3 protein-coding genes are annotated in these 2,599 nt (G+C 40.8%); all 3 read right to left on the bottom strand.

What is annotated here, in order from left to right:
- Positions 1-589, bottom strand: a 589-nt coding sequence (locus IRQ78_RS20340; protein WP_456107215.1) for a flagellin N-terminal helical domain-containing protein, incomplete at its 3' end; no start/stop codon positions are given.
- Between the two features lie 163 nt (positions 590-752).
- Positions 753-1,757 (bottom strand): flagellin N-terminal helical domain-containing protein, encoded by a 1,005-nt coding sequence (locus IRQ78_RS20335; RefSeq protein ID WP_194442976.1) that lies wholly within the window; start codon positions 1,755-1,757, stop codon positions 753-755.
- A gap of 417 nt (positions 1,758-2,174) precedes the next feature.
- The coding region (locus IRQ78_RS20705; protein ID WP_267237914.1) for a flagellin at positions 2,175-2,599 on the bottom strand (425 nt) is incomplete at its 5' end.

Genomic DNA, 2,599 nt, shown 5'->3' with positions numbered 1-2,599 from the left:
CATGAAGCGCTTTACCTGTAACAGTAGACGCAGCCCCAGCTAAACCTGAAAGTGTAAAACCACCATTTGCTGTTAGTGAGTTACCCGTCGCAGTACCGCCAACTTCTTTCATACTGAAGCCAATCGTTTGTACAGCATCTGCACCAACCTGGAAGCTAGCTTCATAGCTACCATCAAGCAGATTTTGACCACCGAAGGTTGTATCAGCAGCTACACGATTCACTTCTTCAGAAAGAGAACGAATTTCTTCTTGGATTGCCAAACGGTCTTCATCAGTATTCGAACCATTTGCAGCTTGCTGTGCGAGTGTACGAACACGTTGGAACATTGATGTTACTTCGTCTAGTGCACCCTCAGCTGTTTGTGCTAAAGAAATCGCATCGTTTGCATTACGGTTACCTTGATTTAAACCATTTACTTGGCCCGTTAACCGATTCGCGATCTGCATACCTGCAGAGTCATCTTTTGCACTGTTAATTCGTAAACCAGAAGATAAACGTTGAAATGAAGTGTCTAAAGAATTGCCAGATTTCATAAGCTGGCGTTGTGCGTTCAATGAACTCACATTTGTATTTACGTATAAAGCCATATTAGCCTCCGCTTTATCATTTTATAGATGAATAACGGGATACCCCTACCCTGTTACTCAACCGACTTAGAGCCCTAGATTGATAGTTCTCTAAATCTGTTATCGTCTGATAAAGCGAAAGCTTTAGCTTTATTTGTAAATTTTTTAACTAATTATTAAAACTCTACCCCTGTAACAAGCTTAAGGCAGCCTGAGGTCGCTGATTTGCTTGGCCCAAGATTGTTTGACTTGCTTGTTGAAGGATCTGATTTTTTGTCAAATTCGCTGTTTCTGCCGCAAAGTCTGCGTCTTTAATACGTGATTTAGCGGCTGATAAGTTTTCTGAAATATTTGCTTGGTTTCGAATAGTCGATTGGAAACGATTTTGCACAGCACCTAATTCAGCACGTTTTTTATCTACTACCGCAATCAGTGCATCCATACCGGCAAGAACACGTTGAGCGCCTACTTGAGAGGATACTGAAATACCTGTTTCAGTAAAAATAGTCGCAAATGTTCCTGTCGCATCATAATCTGAGTTAAGGCTTGATAAAGTTGCTTGCTGTTCAGTTGCTATGAAAGCACCATCAGATGCGTTACCTTGTAAAGCCTTACCTGAAACCGTTGATGCAACGCCAGCGATACCTGACAGTGTAAAACCACCGTTTGCCGTGAGAGAGTTGCCAGCAGCTGTTCCACCCACATCTCTCATACTAAAGCCTATTGTTTGAACAGCATCAGCGCCAACCTGAAAACTTGCAGCATATGAACCATCTAAAAGGTTCTGTCCACCAAATGTCGTATCAGATGCTATGCGGTTCACTTCAGCTGATAGTTGACGAATCTCTTCTTGAATTGCAAGTCTATCTTCATCGGTGTTTGAACCATTCGCAGCTTGTTGCGATAAAGTTCTAATACGCTGAAAAGTCGAAGTAATTTCATCTAAGGCGCCTTCAGCAGTTTGCGCAAGTGAAATACCATCGTTCGCATTGCGATTACCTTGATTCAAACCTAAAATTTGTGATTGTAGACGGTCAGAAATTTGTAAGCCAGCTGCATCATCTGCGGCACTGTTAATACGTAGGCCAGATGAAAGACGCTTAAACGAAGTATCTAAATCAGTACCAGATCTATCCAACTGTCTTTGTGCGTTTAATGCACTAACATTAGTATTTACATATAAAGCCATAATAAACTCTCTTCTTATCTGTCAAAGTAAAGTCACTTATAAAAATTGAATTTGACAAAGTGACCCTTACAGCGGCAAATCTAAGTCGCCTGGGGCAAAAAACTGCCACTTTGCTTGTTAGTTAATTAACTTGAAGTAAACAGAGCAATTAATAGGCCAACTATTAACTAAACACTAAAGAATGAAAAAAGGCTCCATGCAGGAGCCTTAAGAGAGATAAGTTTAAGAGTGGGTTTAATAACACAAATTATGGCATAATCTGTGCTTTATATTTTATGTTCTTACAAATGTTAGAACACTACTGTCAGGATTTTGAGCGCCTCCGCTTTATAATCCTATCTTAGCGCCTTTGTTAATACCCCATTAGACAAAGGCGCTTTTCTTTAAGTCAAAGTTTTGACTCAAATTCCTCAACTATTAACCTAGTAAACTTAGTGCCGCTTGAGGACGTTGGTTAGCTTGGCTCAAGATTGTTTGGCTTGCTTGTTGTAAGATTTGCATCTTAGTTAAGTTAGCTGTTTCTTGAGCAAAGTCAGTATCTTTGATACGTGATTTCGCAGCGCTTAGGTTTTCCGAAATATTCGATTGGTTACGAATTGTTGATTGGAAACGGTTTTGCACCGCACCAAGCTCCGCACGCTTTTTATCAACTACTGCAATAAGTGCATCCATACCAGCTAACACTTGCTGTGCCCCTACTTGAGTAGAAACCGAAATGCCCGTTTCAGTAAATACTGTTGCAAATGTGCCGCTTGCATCATAATCAGAATCAAGCGCAGATAAAGTAGACTGTTGCGCAGAACCAATGAAAGCTCCATCTGATGCATCCCCATGAAGCGCTT

It is taken from the genome of Pseudoalteromonas simplex (assembly GCF_015278155.1).
Classification (GTDB): domain Bacteria; phylum Pseudomonadota; class Gammaproteobacteria; order Enterobacterales; family Alteromonadaceae; genus Pseudoalteromonas; species Pseudoalteromonas simplex.
The sequence above is the reverse complement of the archived record's forward strand: the minus strand, read 5'-3'. Positions and strand labels throughout refer to the sequence as shown.